The sequence below is a fragment of the Mesocryomonas fontinalis genome (assembly GCF_055730125.2).
Genome location: NZ_JBUZWG020000006.1, coordinates 210,549 through 232,592 on the forward strand (window position 1 = coordinate 210,549; position 22,044 = coordinate 232,592).

Annotated in this window: 22 protein-coding genes; 5 read left to right on the forward strand and 17 right to left on the reverse strand. The window is 68.8% G+C overall.

The window, feature by feature from the left end:
- Positions 1 to 2: 2 nt before the first annotated feature.
- The gene (locus ACZL02_RS16215) at positions 3 to 1,241 is read right to left on the reverse strand and encodes an ROK family transcriptional regulator (RefSeq protein ID WP_472939295.1); all 1,239 of its coding nucleotides are present in this window, start codon (positions 1,239 to 1,241) and stop codon (positions 3 to 5) included.
- Between the two features lie 489 nt (positions 1,242 to 1,730).
- On the opposite strand from ACZL02_RS16215, the gene ACZL02_RS16220 reads away from it, so the two are divergent.
- The 3 genes from ACZL02_RS16220 to ACZL02_RS16230 all read left to right on the forward strand — a co-directional run bounded on the left by ACZL02_RS16220 (position 1,731) and on the right by ACZL02_RS16230 (position 4,921).
- Positions 1,731 to 2,765 carry a sugar ABC transporter substrate-binding protein gene (locus ACZL02_RS16220; protein ID WP_472939296.1) on the forward strand — a complete coding sequence of 345 codons (1,035 nt, stop codon included), beginning with the start codon at positions 1,731 to 1,733 and terminating at the stop codon, positions 2,763 to 2,765.
- Positions 2,766 to 3,050: 285 nt separating this feature from the next.
- On the forward strand, positions 3,051 to 4,142 hold the full coding sequence (locus ACZL02_RS16225; RefSeq protein ID WP_472939297.1) for an ABC transporter permease: 1,092 nt from the start codon (positions 3,051 to 3,053) through the stop codon (positions 4,140 to 4,142).
- Positions 4,139 to 4,921 (forward strand): ATP-binding cassette domain-containing protein, encoded by a 783-nt coding sequence (locus ACZL02_RS16230; RefSeq protein WP_472934321.1) that lies wholly within the window; start codon positions 4,139 to 4,141, stop codon positions 4,919 to 4,921. The genes ACZL02_RS16225 and ACZL02_RS16230 overlap by 4 nt, the downstream gene beginning before the upstream one ends.
- Before the next feature lie 20 nt (positions 4,922 to 4,941).
- Here ACZL02_RS16230 and ACZL02_RS16235 read toward each other — a convergent pair whose 3' ends face one another.
- The 6 genes from ACZL02_RS16235 to ACZL02_RS16260 all read right to left on the reverse strand — a co-directional run bounded on the left by ACZL02_RS16235 (position 4,942) and on the right by ACZL02_RS16260 (position 9,428).
- Entirely contained in the window at positions 4,942 to 5,244 is a 303-nt protein-coding gene (locus tag ACZL02_RS16235) for a type II toxin-antitoxin system RelE/ParE family toxin (protein WP_472939298.1), read from the reverse strand.
- Positions 5,225 to 5,467 (reverse strand): type II toxin-antitoxin system ParD family antitoxin, encoded by a 243-nt coding sequence (locus ACZL02_RS16240; protein WP_472939299.1) that lies wholly within the window; start codon positions 5,465 to 5,467, stop codon positions 5,225 to 5,227. The genes ACZL02_RS16235 and ACZL02_RS16240 overlap by 20 nt, the downstream gene beginning before the upstream one ends.
- Before the next feature lie 75 nt (positions 5,468 to 5,542).
- Positions 5,543 to 6,586, reverse strand: a complete 1,044-nt coding sequence (locus ACZL02_RS16245; RefSeq protein ID WP_472939300.1) for an ABC transporter ATP-binding protein — start codon at positions 6,584 to 6,586, stop codon at positions 5,543 to 5,545.
- A complete protein-coding gene (locus ACZL02_RS16250; RefSeq protein ID WP_472939301.1) occupies positions 6,579 to 7,586 on the reverse strand; it encodes an ABC transporter ATP-binding protein in 1,008 nt (335 codons plus the stop codon). The genes ACZL02_RS16245 and ACZL02_RS16250 overlap by 8 nt, the downstream gene beginning before the upstream one ends.
- A gap of 1 nt (position 7,587) precedes the next feature.
- Positions 7,588 to 8,508, reverse strand: a complete 921-nt coding sequence (locus tag ACZL02_RS16255) for an ABC transporter permease (RefSeq protein ID WP_472939302.1) — start codon at positions 8,506 to 8,508, stop codon at positions 7,588 to 7,590.
- A complete protein-coding gene (locus ACZL02_RS16260) occupies positions 8,505 to 9,428 on the reverse strand; it encodes an ABC transporter permease subunit (RefSeq protein ID WP_472939303.1) in 924 nt (307 codons plus the stop codon). Before ACZL02_RS16260 ends, ACZL02_RS16255 begins: the two co-directional genes overlap by 4 nt.
- Before the next feature lie 155 nt (positions 9,429 to 9,583).
- Between ACZL02_RS16260 and ACZL02_RS16265 the strand changes: the two genes are divergently transcribed.
- Positions 9,584 to 9,826 carry a hypothetical protein gene (locus ACZL02_RS16265; RefSeq protein ID WP_472939304.1) on the forward strand — a complete coding sequence of 81 codons (243 nt, stop codon included), beginning with the start codon at positions 9,584 to 9,586 and terminating at the stop codon, positions 9,824 to 9,826.
- Positions 9,827 to 9,842: 16 nt separating this feature from the next.
- On the opposite strand, the gene ACZL02_RS16270 is transcribed toward ACZL02_RS16265, so the two are convergent.
- The gene (locus ACZL02_RS16270; protein ID WP_472939305.1) at positions 9,843 to 10,130 is read right to left on the reverse strand and encodes a GIY-YIG nuclease family protein; all 288 of its coding nucleotides are present in this window, start codon (positions 10,128 to 10,130) and stop codon (positions 9,843 to 9,845) included.
- Positions 10,131 to 10,149: 19 nt separating this feature from the next.
- Positions 10,150 to 11,745, reverse strand: a complete 1,596-nt coding sequence (locus tag ACZL02_RS16275; RefSeq protein WP_472939306.1) for a peptide ABC transporter substrate-binding protein — start codon at positions 11,743 to 11,745, stop codon at positions 10,150 to 10,152.
- Between the two features lie 439 nt (positions 11,746 to 12,184).
- On the opposite strand from ACZL02_RS16275, the gene ACZL02_RS16280 reads away from it, so the two are divergent.
- Complete coding sequence (locus ACZL02_RS16280; RefSeq protein ID WP_472939307.1) at positions 12,185 to 12,877, forward strand: superoxide dismutase; 693 nt, start codon at positions 12,185 to 12,187, stop codon at positions 12,875 to 12,877.
- Between the two features lie 79 nt (positions 12,878 to 12,956).
- On the opposite strand, the gene ACZL02_RS16285 is transcribed toward ACZL02_RS16280, so the two are convergent.
- From ACZL02_RS16285 to ACZL02_RS16320, 8 genes are all read right to left on the reverse strand, one after another.
- Positions 12,957 to 13,532 (reverse strand): ActR/PrrA/RegA family redox response regulator transcription factor, encoded by a 576-nt coding sequence (locus tag ACZL02_RS16285; protein ID WP_472939308.1) that lies wholly within the window; start codon positions 13,530 to 13,532, stop codon positions 12,957 to 12,959.
- 133 nt (positions 13,533 to 13,665) lie between these two features.
- Positions 13,666 to 14,946, reverse strand: a complete 1,281-nt coding sequence (locus tag ACZL02_RS16290) for an ActS/PrrB/RegB family redox-sensitive histidine kinase (RefSeq protein WP_472939600.1) — start codon at positions 14,944 to 14,946, stop codon at positions 13,666 to 13,668.
- A 140-nt stretch (positions 14,947 to 15,086) separates the two neighbouring features.
- Positions 15,087 to 17,531 carry an ATP-dependent helicase HrpB gene (gene hrpB / locus ACZL02_RS16295; RefSeq protein ID WP_472939309.1) on the reverse strand — a complete coding sequence of 815 codons (2,445 nt, stop codon included), beginning with the start codon at positions 17,529 to 17,531 and terminating at the stop codon, positions 15,087 to 15,089.
- Positions 17,532 to 17,539: 8 nt separating this feature from the next.
- Positions 17,540 to 18,232: an ATP-binding cassette domain-containing protein gene (locus ACZL02_RS16300; RefSeq protein ID WP_472939310.1), complete on the reverse strand. Its 693-nt coding sequence runs from the start codon at positions 18,230 to 18,232 to the stop codon at positions 17,540 to 17,542.
- A complete protein-coding gene (locus ACZL02_RS16305) occupies positions 18,232 to 20,064 on the reverse strand; it encodes an ABC transporter permease (RefSeq protein WP_472939311.1) in 1,833 nt (610 codons plus the stop codon). The genes ACZL02_RS16300 and ACZL02_RS16305 overlap by 1 nt, the downstream gene beginning before the upstream one ends.
- On the reverse strand, positions 20,040 to 20,312 hold the full coding sequence (locus tag ACZL02_RS16310; protein ID WP_472939312.1) for a Txe/YoeB family addiction module toxin: 273 nt from the start codon (positions 20,310 to 20,312) through the stop codon (positions 20,040 to 20,042). The genes ACZL02_RS16305 and ACZL02_RS16310 overlap by 25 nt, the downstream gene beginning before the upstream one ends.
- Positions 20,309 to 20,563 carry a type II toxin-antitoxin system Phd/YefM family antitoxin gene (locus tag ACZL02_RS16315; RefSeq protein WP_472939313.1) on the reverse strand — a complete coding sequence of 85 codons (255 nt, stop codon included), beginning with the start codon at positions 20,561 to 20,563 and terminating at the stop codon, positions 20,309 to 20,311. The genes ACZL02_RS16310 and ACZL02_RS16315 overlap by 4 nt, the downstream gene beginning before the upstream one ends.
- Before the next feature lie 91 nt (positions 20,564 to 20,654).
- On the reverse strand, positions 20,655 to 21,902 hold the full coding sequence (locus tag ACZL02_RS16320; protein WP_472939314.1) for an ABC transporter substrate-binding protein: 1,248 nt from the start codon (positions 21,900 to 21,902) through the stop codon (positions 20,655 to 20,657).
- Between the last annotated feature and the right edge of the window lie 142 nt (positions 21,903 to 22,044).

Here is a 22,044-nt window from a genome sequence, read left to right on the forward strand (position 1 = left end):
GGTCAGACCCGCTCGGTGAACAACACGCGGTGGTCGAGCAGGAATTTCGCGAAGAACGGCAGGCTCGCCGCGCCGATCTCGCGGGCGCTGGCGCCGATTGTGCCGGGCTGGACGCGGATCGGCGACAGGCCCTCGCGGCGGATCTCGACAAGCTTCGCCTGCGTCGCCGCCACCAGCCGGTCGCGTACCTCGAGCGGGATCGAGCCGTCGATCACCGCGCATTCGAAGTCGTAGACCGACATCGCCGAGACGATGGCGTGGGCAAGGCCGAAAGCCGCCGTGTCCAGCCAGCGGTCGAGCAGCGGGCCGAGCTCAGGCCACTGGCCGTCATCGTTCCAGAGATCGCGCGGGTTCTTCCCGGCGGCGCGCATCTCCTGCTCCAGAAGATGGATCGAGGCGGAGTGGATCAGCTGCCGGTGGCCGGCGGGCGCGCCGTCCGGCCCGGCCGGCCGCGGCACCGGCATCGAGCCGAGCGCGCCGGCATTGCCGTTGCGGCCGACCACCAGGTTGCCGTCGATGACGATGCCGCCGCCGACGAAGGTGCCGACGTAGAAGTAGACGTAATCGGTGCTGCGGGTCGTGCCGAAGACGTGCTCTGCGGCGCAGGCAGCCGTCGCGTCGTTGGCGAGGTCGACGGAATAGCCGGTGAGGGTCGCGAGCTCGGCGGTGATGTCGAGCCCGCGCCACTCGTCCATCTCGCCGGCCGGCGCGCCGATCTCCTCGCCCCATTCCCAGATCGCAGAGGGCATGGCGACGCCGAGGCCGGCGATGCGGGCGCGGCCGTCGGCATCCAGCGTCTGGCAGAGCTCGGTCATCGCCGTGACCACGAACTGCTTGATCGCGCCGAGCACCGGCAAGGGATAGCTCGCCCGACGCCGTTCGCGGATCACCCCGACGAAATCCATCAGCACCAGTTCGACCGAGCGCCGGCCGAGTTTGAGGCCAAGCGAGAAGGCGCCATCGGGGTTGAGCCGCATCGGGATCGAGGGCTGGCCGACCCGGCCGCGGCGCGGCGCATCGCGCAGCACCAGCTTCTGGCGCTCGAGCTCGCGCATGATCACCGACGCCGTCTGCGGCGACAGGCCGGTGCGCCGGGCGATGTCGGCCTTGGCCAGCACGCCGTTGCGTCGGATCAGCGACAGCACGGCCCGCTCGTTGTGCGCCCGCAGGCCGGACTGGTTGGAGCCGCGCATCCGCTCTCCCGCCGCTTCCTCCGAGAATGGCCCGGTCACGTCGCTCATCTCTTCCCCCCCTGCGGCGCAGCTGGATCCTCTCCCGGCCGCCCACCTTTGCCGCCGCCAACCTTCGCCGCCGCCAACCTTCGCCGCCGCCCACCTTCGCCGCCGGACGGCGCCTGAAGTCCGCACAAGCCCGCTGGATCGCGCTGCCGGGTAACATCCCGACGTGCCATCCGACTTGCCAGCCCGTCTGCTTCAGGTCATCCTTGTCTACCAGCGTTGCGGCGACCTGTCGGCAGCGTTGTGGCGGCCTGTCGGCAGACAGTTCAGCGGGACCCGGAAGAGGACGCAAGACCTTGGCCAGCTTCGTCCGGAAGTTGGTCCAGCGCCTTCGGGGTGTCAATATTTAAATCCACTTGATTTATTTAAGTTGACAGGGCGATGCTTTGCCGCTTTTCTTGGCGCCAACCTGTCGCGGCGGCGCGCCGTGACGCGGTCAACCGTCGCCGTGCGGGAGTGCGGCGGCATCGGATCATATCTGGGAGGATATCCGTGACGCTTCGCTCGCTTCTCGCCACCACCGCCATTGCCGGCTTCGTCTCGCTGTCGGCGCTCGCCTCGACCGCCAGCGCCGCCGACGCGCCGCTGGTCTGCCTGATCACCAAGACCGACACCAACCCGTTCTTCGTCAAGATGAAGGAAGGCGCGCTCGCCAAGGCCAAGGAGCTCGGCGTCACGCTGCAGACCTATGCCGGCAAGATCGACGGCGACACCGAGAGCCAGGTCGCGGCCATCGAGAGCTGCATCGCCGGCGGCGCCAAGGGCATCCTCATCACCGCGTCCGACACCAAGGGCATCGTCCCCTCGGTCAAGCAGGCGCGCGATGCCGGCATCATGGTGATCGCGCTCGACACCTCGCTCGAGCCGATCGACTCCGCCGACGCGACGTTTGCCACCAACAACTTCACCGCCGGCGAGCTGATCGGCCAGTGGGCCAAGTCGACGCTCGGCGACAAGGCGGCCGATGCCCGCATTGCCTTCCTCGACCTGATCCCGTCCCAGCCCTCCGTCGACGTGCTGCGTGACCAGGGCTTCATGAAGGGTTTTGGCATCGACACCAAGGATGCCAACGTCATCGGTGATGAGGACGACAAGCGCATCGTCGGCCACGACATCACCAATGGCAACGAGGAAGGCGGCCGGACCGCGATGGAGAACCTTCTCCAGAAGGATCCGACGATCAACGTCGTCTACACCATCAACGAGCCGGCGGCGGCCGGCGCCTACGAGGCGCTGAAGGCGGTCGGCGCCGAGGGCAGCGTGCTGCTCGTCTCGATCGACGGCGGTTGCCCGGGCGTCAACAACGTCAAGGACGGCATCATCGGCGCGACCTCGATGCAGTACCCGCTGAAGATGGCCGCGCTCGGCGTCGAGGCGATCAAGAAGTTCGCCGACACCGGCGAGAAGCCGAAAGTCACCGAAGGCCTGAACTTCACCGACACCGGCGCCGACCTCGTCACCGACAAGCCGGTCGACGGCCAGAAGTCGATGACCTCGGCCGATGCGCTGAAGGCCTGCTGGGGCTGATCGCCCGCCCGGTCGGGCCCGGTCGGCTGTGCCGGCCAGGTAGGCTTGCCAGCCCGGTCGGCTTTGCCAGCCACGTCGGCTTGCCGGCCAATTCGGCTCGGCGAGCTAGGCTGACGGCGTCGGTCCGGCCGGCTTGACCCGGTCAGCCGGCGTCGATCCGCACGCACCGCGAGACTGCGGGTGGGAGGGTGCCTTCGCGCCTTCCCACCGATGCGGGGGCCGCGCCCATCGGGCCGACGGCTCTCTTTTCCCGATATTCCCGGACAGATTTCGAAAGGTGAGGCGATGAGCGACACCCCCCGACCGGCGACCCCGCAGCGCAGCCCCAGCGACTTCGAGGCGGCCGCGGCCAAGAGCGATACGCGGGTTGCCGAGTTCGAGACGAACAATGGCGGCGGCCTCGCCCGTTTCCAGCACTTCCTGCACGCCAACCCGACCATGGTGCCGGTTCTGGTGCTGCTGGTCAGCGTGGCGGTGTTCGGCGTGCTGCTCGGCAGCCGGTTCTTCAGCCCGCAGACGCTGAACTTCATCCTCCAGCAGGTGACGCTCGTCGGCATCATCGGCGTCGCGCAGACCCTCGTCATCGTCACCGCCGGCATCGACCTCTCGGTCGGCGCGATCATGGTGCTGTCATCGGTGGTGATGGGCCAGTTCGCCACCCGCTACGGCCTGCCGGCGCCGCTCGCCATCGCCTGCGGCCTCGCCGTCGGCACCTTCTGCGGCCTCATCAACGGCTTCCTCATCGCCCGGCTGAAGCTGCCGCCCTTCATCGTTACCCTCGGCACCTGGTCGGTGTTCCTGGCGACGAACTTCATCTACTCCGCCAATGAGACCATCCGCGCCCAGGACATCGCCAGCGCCGCGCCGCTGCTGCAGTTCCTCGGCCAGACCTTCAAGATCTTCGGCGCCACCTTCAGCTACGGCGCCGTGTTCATGGTGCTGCTGGTCGTCCTGTTCTTCTACATCCTCAACAACACCGCCTGGGGACGACACGTCTACGCCCTCGGCGACGATCCGGACGCGGCCCGCCTGTCCGGCATCTCGACGACGAAGACGCTGATCTCGGTCTATGTCGTCGGCGGCTTCATCTGCGGCCTCGCCGGCTGGGCGCTGATCGGGCGCATCGGCTCGGTCAGCCCGACTTCCGGCCAGGAAGCCAACATCCAGTCGATCACTGCCGTGGTGATCGGCGGCACCTCGCTCTTCGGTGGCCGCGGCTCGGTGTTCGGCACGCTGATCGGCGCCCTCATCGTCGGCGTCTTCGCCATGGGCCTCCGCATCTGGGGCACCGACCCGCAATGGACGCAGCTCACCGTCGGCGCGCTGATCATACTCTCCGTCGCCGCCGACCAGTGGATCAGAAAGGCTTCCGCATGACCCCGCAGCTCGTTCTCTCCGCCCGCGGCCTCGTCAAGAAATACGGCCGCGTCGTCGCCATTGACCATGCCGATTTCGACCTCCGGGCCGGCGAGATCCTCGCCGTCATCGGCGACAACGGCGCCGGCAAGTCGACGCTGATCAAGGCCGTCTCCGGCGCCGTCATTCCCGACGGCGGCGAGATCCTGCTCGACGGCGCGCCGATCACCTTCACCAACCCGCAAGGCGCGCGCGACGCCGGCATCGAGACCGTCTACCAGCAGCTGGCGCTCTCGCCCGCCCTCTCGATCGCCGACAACATGTTCCTGGGCCGCGAAATCCGCCGCAAGGGTTTCCTCGGCGAGTTCCTGCGCATGCTGGACAAGCCGACCATGCGCCGCATCGCCCGCGAGAAACTCTCCGAGCTGGGGCTGATGACCATCCAGAACATCGACCAGCCGGTGGAGACGCTGTCGGGCGGCCAGCGCCAGGGCGTCGCCGTGGCCCGCGCCGCCGCCTTCGGTTCCAAGGTGCTGATCCTCGACGAGCCCACCGCGGCCCTGGGCGTGAAAGAGTCGCGGCGCGTTCTCGACCTCATCCTCGAGGTGCGCTCGCGCGGCCTGCCGATCGTCCTGATCTCTCACAACATGCCGCATGTCTTCGAGATCGCCGACCGCATCCACATCCACCGCCTCGGCCGCCGCCTCTGCGTCATCGACCCGAAAAGCGCGTCGATGTCCGACGCGGTCGCGCTGATGACGGGCGCCAAGGCGCCGGAAGCGACGATGATGGCGGCGTAGGACCGCGCGAGCCATCGCCACTAGAGATGGCTGGGAATATCCATGCGACCATGCAGGACGCGGATCACATTGATACCGCTTTCGATGGTTTGGTACAGGATCAGGTGCGATCGGACCCTATAGAGGCAGTAGCCCGGCCGGATGTCGCCGATTCGGCGCCCCAAATGGGGCGAGCCGGCCAGGAGACTGATGGCGTCGTTGATGTCGAGGATATAGCGGCTGGCTTGGTCTACCGACCAGACTCTTGCTGAATACGCGAAGATGCCCTCGAGGTCGCCCCTTGCCCTTCGGCTAAGGCGAAATCTAGGCGCTGTGCCGGGCACGCATCTCAGTCAGAAAGGCGTCGACGTCGAACTCTTCGGGTGGTCCGCTTTCCTCACCCTCGATCAGCGCAGTCCGCAAGGCTTCACGCTTCGCTTCCCGCTCCAGGAGTTCCAGCCCGGCCTGCACTACCTCGCTGACCGATGCGTAGCGGCCCTGGTCTATCGAGGCGGCGACAAAGTCGGTGAAGTGATCATCGAGAACGACCGGGGTTGTCTTTGACATCGTCTCTGGCTCCTGACGAAACCAAGACATAACCTCGGGCGCTGTCCATCTCAAGCGGAGCCGGCAGGGTCATTGCTAAGCTGGCACCACCCCCGCCTTCGCCGCCATCCGCCGCGCCGCCTCTGCGCCGGCGAAATGACAGGCGCCAGAATGGCCCGGCGACACCTCGACCAGCGGCGGCAGCACCTCGGCGCAGATCGGCTCGGCGATCGGGCATCGGGTGCGGAAGGCGCAGCCCGACGGCGGGTCGATCGGCGAGGGCGGGTCGCCGAGGAGGAGGGTGCGGCCGCGTTGGCGGGCGATCGCCGGGTCGGGGATCGGCGCGGCCGACAGGAGCGCCCGGGCATAGGGGTGCGCCGGGTTCTCGAACACATCGCCGCGTGCCCCGATCTCGACGATGCGGCCGAGGTAGAGCACCATGATCCGGTCGGAGATCAGCCGGACGACCGAGAGGTCGTGGCTGATGAAGATCAGGCTGAGCCCGTGTCTGTCGCGCAGGCCGGTCAGGAGATTGATGATCTGCGCCTGGATCGAGACGTCGAGCGCCGACACCGGCTCGTCGCAGACGATCAGTTTTGGCCGGGTGATGATCGCCCGGGCGATGCCGATGCGCTGCGCCTGGCCGCCGGAGAACTCGTGCGGATAGCGCCCGATCATCTCCGGCGCGAGGCCGACCTCGTCCATCGCCTGCAGCACACGCGCCCGCCGCTCGGCCTTGCGCAAGGCCGGCTCGGCGACTTCCAGCGGCTCGGCGATGATGTCGCCGACGGTCATCCGCGGATCGAGCGAGGCGATCGGGTCCTGGAAGATGATGGTGAGGTCGCGCCGCGCCTTGCGCATCTCGGCCTCCGACAGCGCCGTCAGGTCGCGACCCTGCCAGACGACGCGGCCGGCGGTCGGCTGGATCAGGCGCAGGATCGAGCGGCCGAGGGTGGACTTGCCGCAGCCCGATTCCCCGACGATGCCGAGTGTCTCGCCTTGACCAAGGCTGAACGAGACGTCGTTCACCGCCTTCAGCGTGGCGCCGCGCCCGAACAGCGTGCGGCTGCGGATGGCGAAGCTGGTCGACAGGCTTTCGACGCTGAGGATCGGTTGTTTCACGTGTGACAGGTCAGGCATGGAGGCCTCCGGCGAGGACGGCGTTCACGGCGGCGTCGGCGAATGGATGCCAGCAGGCGGCGCGCCGGCCGGGGCCGACCTCGGCGAGCGGCGGCCGCTCGTCGACGCAGCGCTCGGTGGCGTGCCGGCAGCGGGGATGGAAGGCGCAGCCGCTCGGCAGGTGCTGCAGGCTCGGCGGCCTGCCGGGGATCGGGTCGACGCCGGCGATGTCGCGGTCGACCCGCGGGATCGAGCGCAGGAGCGCTGCGGTATAGGGATGCGCCGGCGCTTCGAAGAGGGCGTCGACCCCGGCCTCCTCGACCACCCGGCCGGCATACATCACCGCGACGCGCGTCGCGATGCCCGCGACGACGCCGAGATCGTGCGTGATCAGCACCAGCGCCGTGCCGAAGTCCGCGGTGAGGTCGCGGAAGAGGTCGAGGATCTGCGCCTGGATGGTGACGTCGAGCGCCGTCGTCGGCTCGTCCGCGACGATGAGTTTCGGCCGGCAGATCAGCGCCATGGCGATCACCACGCGCTGGCGCATGCCGCCGGAGAGCTCGTGCGGATACTGCTGGAAACGCCGCTCCGCCTCGGGAATGCCGACGCGCATCAGCATGGCGAGCCCCGCCGCCTCGGCCTCGCGCCGGCGCATGCCCTGGTGCACCTCGAGGAGTTCCGACAGCTGCCGCTTGATCTTCATCGAAGGGTTCAGCGCGGTCATCGGGTCCTGGAACACCATGCCCATGTCCTTGCCGCGGATCTTGTCGAGCTGGCGCGGCGTGAGCGCGAGAAGGTCGGTACCGTCCATCACCGCGCTGCCGCTGCTCGCGCCGTTGCGGGCGAGGAGGCCGAAGACGCCGTTGAAGGTCTGGCTCTTGCCCGAGCCGGACTCGCCGACGATCGCCAGCGTCTCGCCCGGCATCACCGCGAGGTCGAGATCGGACACCGCCGCGACTTCGCCCTCGGGGGTCGCGAAGCGGACGGAGTAGTTTTTCAGCTGCAGGAGGGGGGCGGTCATGTCAGCGGTCCTTCGGGTCGAAGGCGTCACGCAGGCCGTCGCCGACGAAGGCGAAGGCGAGCAGCAGAGCGACGAGGGTGGCACCGGGGAAGCCGAGGAGCCAGGGCAGCGTCTCCATCGTGTCGGCGCCCTCGGAGATCAGGGTGCCGAGCGAGGTCAGCGGCTCCTGCACGCCGAAGCCGAGATAGGAGAGGAAGCTCTCGGTGGCGATGATCTCGGGCACCGTCAGCGTCGCGAAGATCACCACCGGCCCGACGAGATTGGGCACGATGTGACGGCGGATGGTGGTGAAGGTCGAGGCGCCCGAGGCGCGCGCCGCCTCGATGAACTCGCGCTCCTTCAGGGACAGCGTCTGGCCGCGCACGATCCGCGCCATCGTCAGCCATTCCAGGAGGCCGATGGCGGCGAAGAGGAGGTAGACGTTGCGGCCGAACATCACCATCAGGAGGATGACGAAGAGGATGTACGGGAGAGCGTACATGACGTCGACGAAGCGCATCATGGCGCCGTCGATGCGCCCGCCGAGAAAGCCCGCGACGGCGCCGTAGAGGACGCCGACGACGACCGAGACGAGCGTCGCGATCAACCCGACCATCAGCGAGACGCGGGTGCCGTAGAGCGTGCGGGCGAGGAGGTCGCGGCCGTTCTGGTCGGTGCCGAAATAGTGCCCGCTTTCCCAGGATGGCGGGGCGCGGAAGGCGGCCCAGTCCGGCGTCTCGTAGTCGAAGGGGATCAGCCAGGGGCCGATGATGGCGGCAAGGATGATGAAGGCGAGAACGAACAGCGACACCATCGCCGCCTTGTTGGCGGCAAGGCGGCGCATCGCATCGCGCGTCAGCGACCGCGGCTTGCCGGCGAGCGCCGCGCTCTGGTTCTCGGCGAACGGCGCCAGCGCCTCGCGCTTGTCGACGAAGAGGCTCATCGCGTCCGCACCTTCGGATCGAGGAAGGCGTAGGCGAGGTCGACCAGGAGGTTCAGGACGACGATCAGGATCATGTAGAAGACCACCGTGCCCAGCACCATGCCGTAGTCGCGGTTCAGCGCCGCCTGGATGAAATACCGCCCTATGCCGGGAATGCCAAAAATCTCCTCGACGACGATCGAGCCGGTGAGGAGGTAGCCCGCCGCCGGGCCGAGATAGGAGACGACCGGCGTCAGCGCCGGCCGCAGCGCGTGGCCGAGCACCATGCGGCGCACGCCGATGCCCTTCGCCCGCGCGGTGCGGATGAAGTTGGCGTTCAGCACCTCGATCATCGAGCCGCGCATCAACCGCGAGATGCGCGCGGCGTGCGGCAGCGCCAGCACCGCCATCGGCAGCACCAGGAAGCGCGGCGAGCCGTCCCCCCAGCCGCCGACCGGCAGCCAGCCGAGTTTTAGCCCGAACACCAGCTGCAGGATCGGCGCGACGAGGAAGCTCGGCACCACGAGCCCCGCCATGATCACCCCGGCGATCAGGAAGTCGGCTGATTTGTTCTGGTAGAGCGCCCCATAGATGCCGGCGGCGAGGCCGACGACGACGGCAAGAATCATCGCCCCGCCGCCGAGGATCAGCGTGTAGGGCAGGCCGATCATGATCTGCTCGGACACCGTGAAGTCGTCGGTGGTGAAGGACGGCCCGAGGTCGCCGCGCACGAGGCCGGCGAGGTAGCTGAGATACTGGCCGATCAACGGCTGGTCGAGATGGTAGTGCGCGCGCAGGTTCTCGAGGATCTGCGGTGGCAGCGCCCGCTCCATGTCGAACGGCCCGCCCGGCGCCAGCCGCAGCACGAAGAAGCAGACGGTCACCGCGATCAGCACCACGGGGATCGCGGTCAGCAGACGGTGGAAGGCGAAACGCAGCATGGGAATCCTTCGCGGGTTCGCACCTGAGGAGTACGACCTATGACCTTCGTCATCCCGGATTTGATCTCGGCGAAACCAAAGGTTTCGCTGGGATCCATTCCAAATCGTTGACGGGTTGGGCTTGTTTCTGTTGGCGATTTGGCGGTGGAACTGGCTTGGAATGGATCCCGGATCAAGTCCGGGATGACGAAGCTGAGGGGCAGCAAGAACCTTCTTTTGATGTGCCGGAGATGGCACGACTTATGACGTTCGTCATCCCGGCCTTGAGCCGGGATCCATTCCAAATCGGCGACGGGTGGGTGCTCGTTTCTACCGGCGACATGGCGGTTTATAGGGCTTGGAATGGATCCCGGATCAAGTCCGGGATGACGAAGCTTAGAGCCTTCGCGACCTTCTGAAGTGTCGCAGGAGGCCTCACCATCCCATCCCCGTATACAACTCGTTCCAGTCCGGGTTCATCGCCTCGATCAGGTCCGCCTTCCAGCTTCTCGGCCATCGCTTGATCGTCTTCTCACGGGTGATGGCGTCGCGGATGTCGAAATGCTCCTCGTACCAAACCAGCCGCTTGCACCCGTATCGCGTGGTAAAGCCGGGTGTGAGTCCCTCCTTGTGTTCCCACACCCGCCGCGACATGTCGCCGGTCACGCCGACATAGAGGGTGCCGTCCCGTTTGCTGGCCATGATGTAGACATGCCCAGTCATCCCGGCCCCTCCGAGAGCGCTACTCCGCCTTGGTCAGCCAGCGCGTGCGGTGCTTGTCGAAGGCGTTGTCCTCGTAGCCGGTGATCTTCGGCGAGACGACGCTGCGCGAGGCGTAGAAGTAGATCGGGATTGCCGCGGACTGGTCGAGGGCGATCTTTTCGGCCTGCTTCATCAGCTTGGCCCGCGCGGCCATGTCGGAGGTCGCATTGGCCTCGTCGAGCAACTTGTCGAAGTCGGGGTTCGACCACTTGCCGTAGTTCATCTCGACGCTGGACTTCAGGAGGTTGAGGAAGTTGTCGGCATCGTTGTAGTCGGCGAGCCAGCCGGCGCGGCCGACGTCGAAGGAGCCCTGGCGGAGGTCTGCATAGTGCACCTTCACCTCGGTATTGGTCAGCTCGACATTGACGCCGAGCGGCTTCCACATCGAGGCGATGGCGACCGCCAGGCGCTTGTGGTTCTCGTCGGTGTTGTAGCGCAGCTGCAAGGTCAGCGGCTTGTCGGCGCCGAAGCCGGCTTCGGCCAGCAGCGCCTTCGCCTTCTCCAGCTTCTCACCATAGGAGAGGTCCGCCCAGTCGACGCGCTGGTCGGCGCCCTCGTAGTTCGCCATGCCCGGCGGCACCCAGCCATAGGCCGGCAGCTCGCCGGTGCCGAGAATCTGCGGGCCGATCACCTCGCGGTTGATCGCCATCGACAGCGCCTGGCGCACGCGGATGTCGTCGAACGGCGGCTTCGAGGAGTTGACGACGTAGTAGTAGAGGCCGGCGAACGGGGCGACATGCGCCTGGCCCGGCATGTTCTCCTGCAGCCACTGGTACTGGTCGGTCGGGAAGGCGGTGATGACGTCGAACTCGCCGGCGCGGTAGCGGCGGAGCGCCGCCGCCTGGTCCTCCAGCGTGAAGAACTTCACGCCGTCGATCTTCAGGTCCTTGGCGCCGCGCCATTCCGGGTTCTTCGCCGTCAGCACGTGGCTGCCGGGGATCCACTCGACCGGCTTGTAGGGTCCGTTGGTGACGATGTTGGCGACCTGCACCCAGGCGTCGCCCTTCGCCTTGATCAGGTGCTCCGGCAGCGGATAGGCGGTGTAGTGGGTCAGCGCGCCGAGGAAGTACGGCGTCGGTCGCTCCAGCGTGATCTCGAGCGTCGTGTCGTCGATCGCCTTGACGCCGAGCTGGTCGAGGTCGGCGATCTTGCCGGTGTTGATGCCCTCGGCATTCTTGATGGGATACTGCAGATAGGCGTATTCGGCCGCATTCTTCGGGTCCATCAGCCGCTTGAACGAGAACACGAAGTCCGATGCCTTCACCGGCTGGCCGTCGGACCACTTGTTGTCCGCGCGCAGCTTGAAGGTATAGGTCAGCTTGTCGTCGGAGAGGGTGTAGCTTTCGGCTTGGCCGAGGATCGGCTCGGCCTTGGCGTCCTCGGTCATCAGGCCTTCGAAGATGTCGCCGGAGACGCGGTCCTCCCAGTCGCCCGAGAGCTTCTGCGGATCGAGCGAGGTCACGTCGCCGCCATTGTGGAGGTTCAGCTGGTTGGCCTGCGCTGCGCTAAGTCCCAGGACCGTCGCCAGAGCGACAGCACTGGCCGTGCGGGTGAAGGACCTCTGAAAAAGCGTCATCGTCGACCTCTCAGCTGGGCAAACCGGTTGCCGTTGGCGACGGCGAATGCCGTCTTTGGGCCATCAATCATCCTCTTCTCGCCTTTGTCCAGCCATGGCAGGTCGAACAAGCGATCGGCCTCCAGCACCTCTGGTCCCCCGCGACGGTGAGGAAAACAGCCGGATGATCAAAGGGTTAGTGCAGTCTGGAATGCTTCTGATGACGTTGCCCAGCTGTCATGTTCTCCGACGGAACGGGTCTATTTTCCAAGGCTGACTTAGCAAACCCGGGCAAGCCTCGATCGCGCCCACAAGGTCTGCCGGTCGTGCCCCGACCCCGTCTGACACCTGCGTGAGCGGTGAAACCCCGGCCGGTCCACCGCATTTCCACCGGGGTGTATGCGCCGAGCGCAGCGCCCTCGACAGGTTGCAACGGGTAGCCTGAACCAGGGAGAACACCATGCCGATCGACCGCAGGACCCTCTTGACGCTGACCGGCGCCGCCGCGGCCGCAAGCCTCGTCACACCGCTTCGCCCGGCCGCCGCGGCGACTGCCGCGAACGCTGCCCTGCAGCAGCCGAAACTCCCCTATGCCGAGGATGCCCTCGCGCCGACGATTTCCGCCCGCACCGTCGCCCTTCATTACGGCAAGCACCACAAGTCCTACTTCGACAAGCTGGCGGAACTCGCGCCCGGCACGCCCTATGCCGACATGACGCTCGAGAAGATGATCACCGAGTCGAAGGCCAAGGGCGACCAGGCGATCTTCGACAATGCCGGCCAGGCCTGGAACCACATCTTCTACTGGCGCCAGTTCGAAGGCGGCGCGGCCGCCCCCGAAGGCGCCTTCCTCGAGGCGGTGAACCGCGATTTCGAGAGCGTCGACGGGCTGAAGAAGGCGATGGTCGCGCAGGCCGGCAAGGTGTTCGGCACCGGCTGGGTCTGGCTGGTCGCCGATGGCGGCAAGCTCGAGATCCTCGGCCTGCAGGATGCCGGCAACCCGATCGCCGAGGGCAAGACGCCGCTGGCCGGCATCGACGTTTGGGAACACGCCTACTATCTCGACTACGAGAACCGCCGCCCGGCCCACGTCCAGGCGGTCCTCGACAAGCTCGTCAACTGGAAGTTCGTTGGCGACCAGATGAAGGCCTGAGTCTCTCCGCTCGCACCGGCCAGGTCTCTGGCCGGTGCCGATGCTCACGCGGCGCGCGCTTGGAAAGAATCCGCCGATGCTAGCGCGGCGCGCGCTTGGCAAGAATCCGCTGAAGCGTGCGCCGGTGCATCGACAGGCGCCGCGCCGTCTCGGAAACGTTGCGCTCGCAAAGTTCATACACCCGCTGGATGTGCTCCCAGCGCACGCGATCGGCCGACATCGGGTTTGCCGGCGGTTCGGCTCGGTCGCCTGGCAGGCGCATCAGCGCGGCGATGACCTCGTCGGCATCGGCGGGCTTGGCGAGATAGTCGATCGCGCCGAGCTTTACCGCCGTCACGGCGGTCGCGATGTTGCCGTAGCCGGTCAGGACCACGACGCGGGCGTCGGCGCGCAGGCGCTGCAGGGCCTCGATGACGTCGAGCCCATTCCCGTCTCCCAGCCGCATGTCGACGACGGCAAAGGCTGGTGCGGCGGCGTTGATCTCGGCGATCCCCTGGGCCACGCTGTCGGCGGTGCGCACGCTGAAGCCGTGCTGCTCGAGCGCGCGGCTCATCCGCTGCAGGAACGGCCGGTCGTCGTCGACGACCAGCAGCGAGTGGTCGCCGCCGGGAAAATGAACCTGGGCGAGCCCGCCGATTTCTTCGTCCATGGGCATTCCCGTTCTCCCTCTACCGGACCATCGGCGCCCGGCCTGCAATGAATTTTCAGCGATATCGAACTGTGGCAGGATCAAGGACAAGTGGCGCGGCAAGGCTATGGCGGCAAGCCTTGTGACGTCACCGTGACCCTCAGTCCCGCGGCTTGCGCTGTCTTTCGGTAAAGGTCGCGATCGGCCAGACGATTTCGACCGAGGCGCCGCGGGCATCCCGGCGGTTGCCGAAGGCGATCGTCGCGCCCGAGCGCTCCAGCAGCGTCTTGGCGATGAACAGGCCGAGTCCCAGCCCGCCGCCGGCCTTCCGGTCGCTGCGCTCGCGGTGCGACATGTAGGGATCGCCGATCCGTGCCAGCGTCTCCGACGAGAAGCCCGGCCCGTCGTCGAGCACCAGCAGCCGGACGTTGCGCTCCGACCAGGCGACGTGGATGGTCACCTCGCTCTCGGCGAAGTCGACGGCGTTCTCGACGATGTTGCCGAGCCCGTAGACGACGCCGGCATTGCGGTGCATCACCGGCTCGCTGGCGCTTTGATCGCCCGCCGCGACGTGGATGGCGACGCCGAAGTCGCGGTGCGGTTCCGATACTTCCTCGACCAGCGAGAGCAGCGGCAGGCGGGCCATATGCTCCTCCGACGACAGCGTCGTCAGCTGCCGCAGGATGGCGCGGCAGCGGTCGGATTGCGCGATCAGGAGGTCGACATCCTCGCGCTGCGGATCGCCGGCCCGCGTCAGCCGGCCCATCTCCTTGGCGACGAGGCTGATCGTCGCGAGCGGCGAGCCGAGCTCGTGCGCGGCGGCGGCGGCAAGGCCGTCGAGCGCCGACAGATGCTGCTCGCGCTGCAGCACCAGCTCGGTCGCCGCCAGCGCTTCGGACAGCGAGCGCGCCTCGGCCGCGACCCGGTAGACGTAGAGGCCGGAGAAGATCAGCGTCGAGACGATCGCGAACCACAGCCCGCCGACATAGGAGGGCGGCAGCGTCAGCTCGGCGCCGTGCGGCCAGGGCACCGGCAGGTGCGAGAAGGCGAGCACCGTCGCCGCCAGGATCGACAGGATGGCGAGACCCACCGTCGTCAGCGGCGGCTGCGTCGCCGAGGCCATCACCACCGGCACGATGAGGAAGACCGAGAACGGGTTCTGGATGCCGCCGGTGATGTAGAGGAGCCCGGTCGGCTGCAGCACGTCGAAGGTGAGGATCGCCACCGCCGCCCAGGGCGACAGCCGCCGGCTGAGCGGATAGCGCAGCGTTAACACGATGTTCAGCGCGGCCGACAGCCCGATCAGGATGAAGCACAGCTCGACCGGGAAGGGATACCACAGCCCCCAGGCGACGAAGGCGCAAGCGGCGGTCTGCCCGGCCACCGACAGCCAGCGCAGCTTGGTCAGCGTCGCCAGCCGCAGCCGCTGGCTTTCGTGCATGCCCGTCACGTAGCGCGGCAGGCCGATGGTGAAGCTCGATCGGGCGGTATCTTCCAGCATTCCCCAGCCATACTCCCGCCGCTGCCCGGCGACCAGACCCGGCGCACCGCAAGCGGCCTTGCGCGGACCGGTTGGCGGCTTCAGGTGCCGCGCGGCTTCGCCCTGGCGGTCGGCGGCGCCTCGGCGGGGTTCTCCGGCCAGGAATGGCGGGGATAGCGGCCGCGCAGATCCGCCCGGACGTCCCGCCAGGAACCGGCCCAGAAGCCCGGCAGGTCGCGGGTGATCTGGATCGGCCGGTGCGCCGGCGACAGCAGCTCGAGCGTCAGCGGCAGCCGCCCGTCGGCGATCGCGGGATGGGTGGTCAGGCCGAAGAGTTCCTGCACCCGCACCGCCAGCACCGGGCCTTCCTCCTCGTAGCGGATCGGCAGATGCGAGCCGGTCGGCGCGTCGAAATGCAAGGGCGCCAGCGCCTCGATCCGCCGCTGCAGCTCGGCCGGCACGCGCGCCTTCAGCGCCTCGGCGAGCACGCCCGGCGGGATCGCCGACAGCTTCGTCACCCCCGGCAGGAAGGGCATCAGCCAGTCCTCCAGCGTCGCCAGCAGTCCCGCCTCCGCCATGTCCGGCCAGGGCGGGCCGATGGCTGCGGCGAGAAAGCGCAGGCGCCGCAGCAGCCGTTCGCCCTCGGTCCCGAAAGGCAGGCAGGCGAGCCCGCGCTCGCGAATGCCGCCGGCAAGCGCCGCCGTCGCCGCCGCCCCGGCGGGCACCGGTACCTGCGCCTCCGACAGCGTCGCCCGGCCGAGCCGCCGCAGCCGCTTCGCCCGGACCTGACCGCTCGGGGCATCGAAGACGACGCTGATCTCGTCGGTGATCCGCCCGGCGAACAGCGTCTCCAGTGTTTCACGTGAAACGCCGGCGGCCGAGAAGATCCGCCCGGCCTTCGCTTGCCCCTGCAGTTCGGCCACCACCAGCAGCGGCGCCGCCGCCAGGCCGGACGCGCCGTCGACCATGCCGCCGCGGCCATTGGCGAGGACGAAGCTGCCCCGTGCCCCGCGCGCCACCGCGACCCTGTCGGGAAAGGCCAGCGCCAGGAGGCCGCCCGCGTCGAGAGGATCGGCGCCGTCGTCATCCGCTGCCGGTCCGGCCTGGTCGAGGATGCGGCGCACCAGCTGCATCGCCGTGCGGCCGCGCGGGCCGCGGTCGGCGCGAAACCGCCGCAGCCGCTCGGTGATGTCCACCTCGGTGCCGCCGAGGCCGCGCTCGGTGAGGAGCACGGCGATCTCGGCCGCCAGCCGCCGCGCCGCGCCGGCGCCGACCACCATGCGGGCGAGCCGCGGCGGCAGCGGCAGGAGGCGCATCGCCGCGCCGTCCGACGTCAGCCTTCCGTCCGCGCCGAGCGCCCCGAGGTCCTGCAGCAGCAGCTTCGCCTCGATCAGCGCCGGGATCGGCGGCGGGTCGAGGAAGGCGAGCGTTCGGAGGTCGCTGACCCCCCAGGCGGCGCCGTCGAGGACGAGGCCGGAAAGGTCCGAGGAGAGGATTTCCGGCCGGTCGAACGGCTCCAGCGCCTGCTCCTCGCGCCAGAGGCGGATCGCCGTACCCGGCCCGGTGCGCCCGGCGCGGCCGGCCCGCTGGTCGGCCGAGGCTTTCGACACCCGCACCGTCTCCAGCAGCGACAGCCCGGTCGCCGGCTCGAAGCGTGGCTGGCGGCGCAAGCCTGAATCGATGACGACGCCGATCCCGTCGATGGTGAGCGATGTCTCGGCGATCGAGGTGGCCAGCACGATCTTGCGCGACCCCGAAGGCGCCGGCCGCACCGCGAGGTCCTGCGCCGCGCCCTCCATCGCCCCGAACAGCGGCGCGACGGCGAGAGTCGGCGAGGCCAGCGGCGCCAGGCGCTCGGCGACGCGCTCGATCTCGCGCTGGCCCGGCAGGAAGACGAGGAGGCTGCCGGTCTCCTCCAGAAGCGCCGCCCGCACCGCCTCGGCTACAACGTCCTCGATAGGCTGCGCCGCCGGGCGGTCGCGATGGCGGACGGTGACGGGAAAGGCCCGGCCGAGGCTCTCGATCACCGGCGCCTCGCCGAGGAGGCTCGCGACGCGCGCGCCGTCGAGTGTCGCCGACATCACGAGGAGCCGCAGGTCGTCACGCAGCGCGCCTTGCACGTCGAGCGCCAGCGCCAGCGCGAAGTCGCCGTCGAGCGAGCGCTCGTGGAACTCGTCGAAGACGACGAGGCCGACCCCGTCCAGATCGGGCGAGCCGAGGATCATGCGGGTGAAGACGCCTTCGGTCACCACCTCGATGCGGGTGCGGGCGGACACTTTGGTGTCCATCCGCATCCGCCAGCCGACGGTGCCGCCGACCTCCTCGCCGAGGAGTTCGGCCATGCGCCGCGCCGCCGCCCGCGCCGCCAGCCGCCGCGGTTCGATCAACACGATCTTGGCGCCCGCGAGAAACCCGGCGCCGAGGAGTTCGAGCGGTACCAGCGTCGTCTTGCCGGCGCCGGGCGGGGCGACCAGCACCGCGTTGCGCCCGCCTTGAAGCGCCTCGCCGAGCTGCGGCAGGACGTCGGCGACCGGCAGGTGGGGCATGTTGGGCTTCATCGTCCCGCCCCCGTGACCGGGGTTGCAGAGCGCGAGGCGGAAAATTCGCCGGTGATCTCGCCGGTACCGAGGTCATAGACGGCGCCGCCGGCAGCTTCGGCGTCGGCACGGTCGTGGGTGACGAGGATGGCGGGAATGCCGGTCTCGCGGATCATCGCGAAGACGAGGCCGCGCACGCTCTCTCGGAGCGCCGTGTCGAGCCGCGCGAACGCCTCGTCGAGGAGCAGCGCCTTCGGGGCGGCGAGCAGCGTGCGGCCGAGCGCCACCCGGGCCGCCTCGCCGCCGGAGAGCGTCGCGGGATCGCGGTCGAAGGCGCCGGAGAGGCCGATCCTCGCCAGCATGGCCTCAGCCTCCGCCCGCCGGCGGGCGCGTCCCTTGACCGCGGGGGTGAGGCCGAAGACGAGGTTCTCGCCGACGGAGAAATGCGGAAACAGCAGCGCGTCCTGGAAGAGGAGGCCGATGCCGCGCGCTTCCGGCGGCAGCGCGGTCACGTCGCGCCCGCCGAGCAGCACCCGGCCCGACCCGGTGAAGGCGGGGTCGAGGAAGCCGCCGACGAAGGCGAGGAGGCTCGACTTGCCGGCGCCCGATGGCCCCATGACGCTGAAGATCTCGCCGGGCGCGATGCTGACATCGAGCGTCAGCAGGCGGCGGCCCTCTAGGGCGATCGTGAGGGCGTCGAGGACGAGCATCACGCCCTCATGCCGCGCCTCTGGCGGTGAAGCAAGGCCGGCAGCAGTGTCGCCGCGGCCAGCACCAGGCAAGGCAGCGCCGTCTGCAGCAGCGCGTAGACACCGATCAGCCGCCGGTTGCCGCCGCTCGCCAGCGCCACGGCCTCGGTGGTGATGGTCGGCAGCCGGCCCGCGCCGATCAGGAGCGTCGGCAGGTACTGCCCGACCGAGACGGCAAAGCCGATGGCGAAGGCGGTGGCGAGCGGCGCCAGCAGCAGCGGCAGCCGGATCCGGACGAGGACATGCCAGCGCGGGCGGCCGAGCGAGGCCGCCATCCGCTCGTAGCGCGGGTCGAGCGCCTGGAAAGGCGCCGCCAGCGCCAGCGCCACATAGGGCATGACGAAGACGAGATGGACGCCGACGAGAAGCGGCAGGCCCGGCGAGAGGCCGGCCACGAGCACCAGCCATTGCAGGCCGAAGACGAAGGCGACCTGCGGCACGATCAGCGGCAGGTAGAGCAGCCCGGCGACCGTCGGCGTCAGCAGCGGCGTCGGCTTTGCCGGGAGCGCGCTCGGCATCTCGCTTGGTGTTTGGCGGCGGGCGGGGCTGCGGCGGCGCGCCTCAAGCAGACCGACGACGAGGACGAGCGCGAGTCCTGCCGACGCAGCCGCGACGAGCGCCGTGGTGCCGAGTGGACCGGCCGCGCCGGCGAGAGCCGACGTCCAGGCCCGCGACGAGAGTGCCGCTGGGAGGAGGGCGGGAAAGCCCCAGGGGCCGGCGACGGACCAGAGCGCCAGCGCCGCGAGGCCGAACAGGGTGAGCCCGCCCGCCAGCAGCACGGGCGCGACCGACAGGCGTCTCAGCCCGCCATCGGCCTGTCCCCGCCACCCCCGTGCCGCGGCGCTTCGGCAGAGGCCGGCGCCGGCCCGCTCAAGGCCGAGCCAGAGGCCGAGGACGGTGAGCGTCACCGCGCATTGCAGCAGCGTGCCGGCCGAGGCCATGAAGCGCAGCGACAGGTCGGGATCGCCGATCCAGGCGACCAGCCGCACCGCCAGCGGCGCCGGCGTCGACGGCCCGAGGATCACCGCCACATCCACCACCGAGGAGGCATAGGCGGCCACCGCCAGCACCGGCAGCCTAATCTGGCGGTAGACCGCCGGCCAGACCGCCAGCGTGAAGCCGGCCATACGGCCGTAGCCGAGCGCACGGGCCAGCCGCAGCCGGCGTTCCGGATCGGCTTGCGGCAAGGCGGCGAAGATGACGAGGAGCAGGAAGGGCAGTTCCTTGACGACGAGCCCCGCCATCATGGCGAGACCCAGCGGATCGCCGGGCACCGGCAGGTCCGGCGGTGCATCGAGGCCGAGCGGGATGGCGGCGAGGCGGACGAGCAGGCCGGACGGCGCGATCAGCAGCGCGAGGCCGAGGGCCGCCGCCGCATGCGGCACCGCCATCAGCGGCCCCATCGCCTGCCGCGCAAGGCGGAAGGCCGGCGTGCCGGCAAACCCCGCCACGAAGAGCAGCGCCGCGCCGACCGAGACCAAGGTGGTGAAGAGGCCGCTGGCGAGGCTGAGGCCAGCGGAGGTCCAGAGACCGGGCACGGCAAGGAGGTCGCGAAACGGCTGCAGCGACAGCCTGGTGCCGCCGAGCGCCGGCAGGTAGCCGAAGGCCGGCAGCACGGCCCCGGCAAGGCCCACCAGCACGGGCAGCGCGAGAACGGCTGCCAAGAGAGAGGGGGCCGAAGCAATGAGCCGCAAGCGGTCGGGCCTTGCGGGCTGGCCGACGCTCACCAGGGTGACCTCGGGGGGAAGGGATGCCCAGGATGCGGACGTCAGCGGGTGTAGTGAAAGCGGCATGCGGCGATCTCCAGGCTCTGGCTGTCGCCCGTGTCACTGACCCGGTAGACCAGCCGGTGCTCCCGGGTGATCCGGCGTGACCACCAGCCCTTGAGGTCCCCCATCAGCGGCTCCGGCTTGCCGATGCCTTTGAACGGCATGCACAGGCTCTGCTCGATCAGTTCGTTGACCCGGGCAAGCTCGGCACCGCCTTTGGCCACCCACACCTGATAGTCGGCCCAGGCGTCGATGGAAAAGACGAGCCTCATTCCTGGATCAGGTCGCCGGCTTCGCCCTCGCCGGCATCAAGGACGGCGATGGAGCGGCGCAGGCGCTCGGCATTGGCGGGCGAGCCCAGGAGATGCAAGGTCTCGCGCATGCCCTCCCACTCCGACAGGGCCATGATCACCATGGGCTCCCGGTTCTGCCGGGTGACCACCAGTTCGGTCCGGTCGGCTTCGATCTGGTCGAAATGCGCGGCGAGGTTGGCGCGAAGTTCCGTAAGATTGATCGGCCGCATACTGTTCTCCATAGATGTACGCGATAGCGTACATAGATAGCCGAGTTTGCTCAAGCGACCACGCTGGCACGACGCCTCTCGGGTCGCTGCCCTAAACCCCGTACCGCTTCAGCCATTCCGCGGCGATCCGCACCGTCCAGCTCGGGTGCGGCTCGGGCAGCACCGGGCCGAGCGCTTCGGGGGGGAGCGTCGCAACGCCGCGGTCGATGGCGGCGAAGGCGGCGCGGTCGTCCGGCGGGAGCTTGTCCATCGCCAGCACCGTCGGGTCGCCCCAGATCGCCGGGTCCTCCTTGCGGGCCTGCGCCTCCGGCGAGATCAGGAAGTTCGCCACCACCTTGGCGCCGGCTTTGGCGTCGGAATTGAAGGGGATGGCAACGAAATGCGTGTTGCCGAGCGTGCCCTTGGTAAAGGTGAAGGAGCGGACGGTATCCGGCAGCTCGCCGGTGGCGACGGCCCCCGAGGCCTCTGCCGGGTTGAAGGCGAAGATCACGCCGAGCTCGCCATCGGCCAGCATCTGCTTCATCGCCGGATAGTTCTCCGGAAACGCCTTGCCTTGCCGCCAGAGGAACGGCGTCAGCGTGTCGAGATAGGCCCAGAGCGGGGCCGTCACCGCGTTGAAGCTTGCCTCGTCGACCGGCTTCTGCAGCACGGCGGGATCGGCGACGGTTTCCGAGAGCACCTGCTTCAGGAAGGTCGCGCCGATAAAGTCCGGCGGGGCGGGGTAGGCGAAGCGTCCGGGATTGGCCTTCGCCCAGGCCAGCAGTTCGGCGGCCGACGTCGGCATGGCCTCGACCGGGCCGGTGCGGGCGGTGTCGGCGAAGAAGACGAGCTTGGCCATGCCCCAGGGCGATTCCTGCCCGTTCGTCGGCAAGGTGAAGTCGACGGTGACGGTCGGCTTGTTCACGGTGTCGACATAGCGCCAGTTCGGCAGGCTTGTCGCAAAGCCTTCCGACAGGAGGCCCTGGCCTTGCAGGGCGGCAAAATTCTCGCCGTTGATCCAGATCAGGTCGACCGATCCGCCCGTGGTCTTGCCGGCCGCTTTTTCGGCGACGATCTTGGCGACGCCGTTGGCGGTGTCGTCGAGCTTCACCTGCGTCAGCGTCACGCCGAACTCGGCCTTCAGCCGCTCGCCGGCCCAGGCGAGATAGGTGTTGATCGGCTCCGACCCGCCCCAGGCGTTGAAGTAGACCGTCTCGCCCCGGGCCTCGGCCAGTACCCTGTCCCAGCCCGGCGCCTCCTCGGAGCGGGCGGGCGCTGCGATCGACAACGCCGCGGCGAGCCCCAACGCCAGCCCGGCGCGTGCAGTGCAAAAAGGCCATAGCCGGAATCGGATTTGCATGATCTGTCTTCCTGCGCGGGGTTCGCTGAATTCCGGCCGCGACAATGCGGGCGCGACGTCTTAGATGATCGGCTGGGTTAAGATGATGGGAGCGGCGGGGCGAAAGCAATCGTCGCCGGTCTCACGCCAGACGATGTGAACG

Bases quoted from the DNA above. Each gene is read 5' to 3' on its own strand.
- ACZL02_RS16215 (WP_472939295.1), bottom strand. From the start codon at position 1,241: ATGAGCGACGTGACCGGGCCATTCTCGGAGGAAGCGGCGGGAGAGCGG.
- ACZL02_RS16225 (WP_472939297.1), top strand. From the start codon at position 3,051: ATGAGCGACACCCCCCGACCGGCGACCCCGCAGCGCAGCCCCAGCGAC.
- ACZL02_RS16230 (WP_472934321.1), top strand. From the start codon at position 4,139: ATGACCCCGCAGCTCGTTCTCTCCGCCCGCGGCCTCGTCAAGAAATAC.
- ACZL02_RS16240 (WP_472939299.1), bottom strand. From the start codon at position 5,467: ATGTCAAAGACAACCCCGGTCGTTCTCGATGATCACTTCACCGACTTT.
- ACZL02_RS16245 (WP_472939300.1), bottom strand. From the start codon at position 6,586: ATGCCTGACCTGTCACACGTGAAACAACCGATCCTCAGCGTCGAAAGC.
- ACZL02_RS16250 (WP_472939301.1), bottom strand. From the start codon at position 7,586: ATGACCGCCCCCCTCCTGCAGCTGAAAAACTACTCCGTCCGCTTCGCG.
- ACZL02_RS16255 (WP_472939302.1), bottom strand. From the start codon at position 8,508: ATGAGCCTCTTCGTCGACAAGCGCGAGGCGCTGGCGCCGTTCGCCGAG.
- ACZL02_RS16260 (WP_472939303.1), bottom strand. From the start codon at position 9,428: ATGCTGCGTTTCGCCTTCCACCGTCTGCTGACCGCGATCCCCGTGGTG.
- ACZL02_RS16270 (WP_472939305.1), bottom strand. From the start codon at position 10,130: ATGACTGGGCATGTCTACATCATGGCCAGCAAACGGGACGGCACCCTC.
- ACZL02_RS16275 (WP_472939306.1), bottom strand. From the start codon at position 11,745: ATGACGCTTTTTCAGAGGTCCTTCACCCGCACGGCCAGTGCTGTCGCT.
- ACZL02_RS16280 (WP_472939307.1), top strand. From the start codon at position 12,185: ATGCCGATCGACCGCAGGACCCTCTTGACGCTGACCGGCGCCGCCGCG.
- ACZL02_RS16285 (WP_472939308.1), bottom strand. From the start codon at position 13,532: ATGCCCATGGACGAAGAAATCGGCGGGCTCGCCCAGGTTCATTTTCCC.
- ACZL02_RS16290 (WP_472939600.1), bottom strand. From the start codon at position 14,946: ATGCACGAAAGCCAGCGGCTGCGGCTGGCGACGCTGACCAAGCTGCGC.
- hrpB (WP_472939309.1), bottom strand. From the start codon at position 17,531: ATGCCCCACCTGCCGGTCGCCGACGTCCTGCCGCAGCTCGGCGAGGCG.
- ACZL02_RS16300 (WP_472939310.1), bottom strand. From the start codon at position 18,232: ATGCTCGTCCTCGACGCCCTCACGATCGCCCTAGAGGGCCGCCGCCTG.
- ACZL02_RS16305 (WP_472939311.1), bottom strand. From the start codon at position 20,064: ATGCCGCTTTCACTACACCCGCTGACGTCCGCATCCTGGGCATCCCTT.
- ACZL02_RS16310 (WP_472939312.1), bottom strand. From the start codon at position 20,312: ATGAGGCTCGTCTTTTCCATCGACGCCTGGGCCGACTATCAGGTGTGG.
- ACZL02_RS16315 (WP_472939313.1), bottom strand. From the start codon at position 20,563: ATGCGGCCGATCAATCTTACGGAACTTCGCGCCAACCTCGCCGCGCAT.
- ACZL02_RS16320 (WP_472939314.1), bottom strand. From the start codon at position 21,902: ATGCAAATCCGATTCCGGCTATGGCCTTTTTGCACTGCACGCGCCGGG.